This is a genomic window from bacterium (assembly GCA_040755795.1).
Classification (GTDB): Bacteria; UBA9089; CG2-30-40-21; order CG2-30-40-21; family SBAY01; genus JBFLXS01.
The window spans coordinates 1-1,086 of record JBFLXS010000746.1 but is presented as its reverse complement, the minus strand read 5'-3'; the positions used below and the strand labels follow the sequence as shown (position 1 = coordinate 1,086).

1 protein-coding gene and 1 pseudogene are annotated in these 1,086 nt (G+C 42.4%); one reads left to right on the top strand and one right to left on the bottom strand.

All coding sequences use genetic code 11. The features are described from left to right. Nucleotides 1-127: pseudogene (locus AB1414_21385) on the bottom strand (Crp/Fnr family transcriptional regulator). 53 nt (nucleotides 128-180) lie between these two features. Between AB1414_21385 and AB1414_21380 the strand changes: the two are divergent. Continuing rightward, nucleotides 181-956 (top strand): IS5 family transposase gene (locus AB1414_21380; protein ID MEW6609964.1). Its coding sequence is split into 2 segments (ribosomal slippage): nucleotides 181-508 and nucleotides 508-956, totalling 777 coding nucleotides; the frame shifts between segments, so codons are not numbered across the junction. Nucleotides 957-1,086: the final 130 nt, after the last annotated feature.

The window sequence follows — 1,086 nt, the reverse complement described above, 5'->3', positions numbered from 1 at the left end:
CGATGTATGACAAAGGAATGCGGTTGACAAGCGATGGGTATTTTTCCATAAATTCCAAATAACGCGTAGTTGCGTCTTGTGATACCAACGGGCTTACTCTTTCCAATTTTTGGGCAAGTGATTTATTAGAAGCTATCTCATAAATAGGGATCTTATTTAATTGGCAGATGTTTATTTGTCATGAAGTTGGTAGATAAGCAGTGGGAAGTGATAAAGGACCTAATTCCAGATGGTCCAAAGCGGTCAGACGGCAAAGGCCGGCCTTGGAGAGATAAGCGAGATGTACTGGATGGCATTCTTTGGATATTGAAGACTGGAGCACAGTGGAGCCATTTACCACCTATGTATCCACCTTATCAGACTTGCCATAGAAGGTTTCAGCAATGGCGAGAGCAGGGAGTGATGCAGAAGGTGGTAGAGACTCTGGCCAGAGACTTACATGAAAGAGGCGGTGTGGATATGAGCGAGTGTTTTATCGATGGCTCATTCTGCATGGCCAAAAAGGGGGATCTGCTGTTGGGAAAACTAAGCGAGGTAAAGGCAGCAAGATCATGGCAGTCACAGACGCTAGTGGTACTGTACTATCTGTCTCAATCCAATCAGCATCTCCCCACGAAGTAAAACTTGTGGAAAAGGTGTTGGAAGAGCGGTTTATTGAGCCTTTACCTGAAAAGCTTATCGGTGACAAGGCTTATGATTCTGATCCTTTGGATCAGATGCTACAGGAGCAAGGCATTGATATGATTGCTCCGCATAGAAGAAATAGAAAGACAAAAAAGACGCAGGACGGCAGGAAATTGAGGCGATATAAGCGAAGATGGAAAGTGGAGAGGTTCTTTGCCTGGCTCTTTAACTATAGAAGATGTGTAACCAGATATGAGTACAAAGTAGAGAACTATAAAGCCTTCGTTTTGCTGGCTTGCATACTAATTCTACTAAAATCATTTATGAGATAGCTTCTAGTACTGTAACAACTTAGTTTAAAGAACTAAAAATAGCACAAGCTGTTGATAGAGAAAAAGTTGTAGGAGAATGAGCAGGGAAGTTATTTTATCAGCAGCAGACAAGGAGTATTTGCAGGGGATA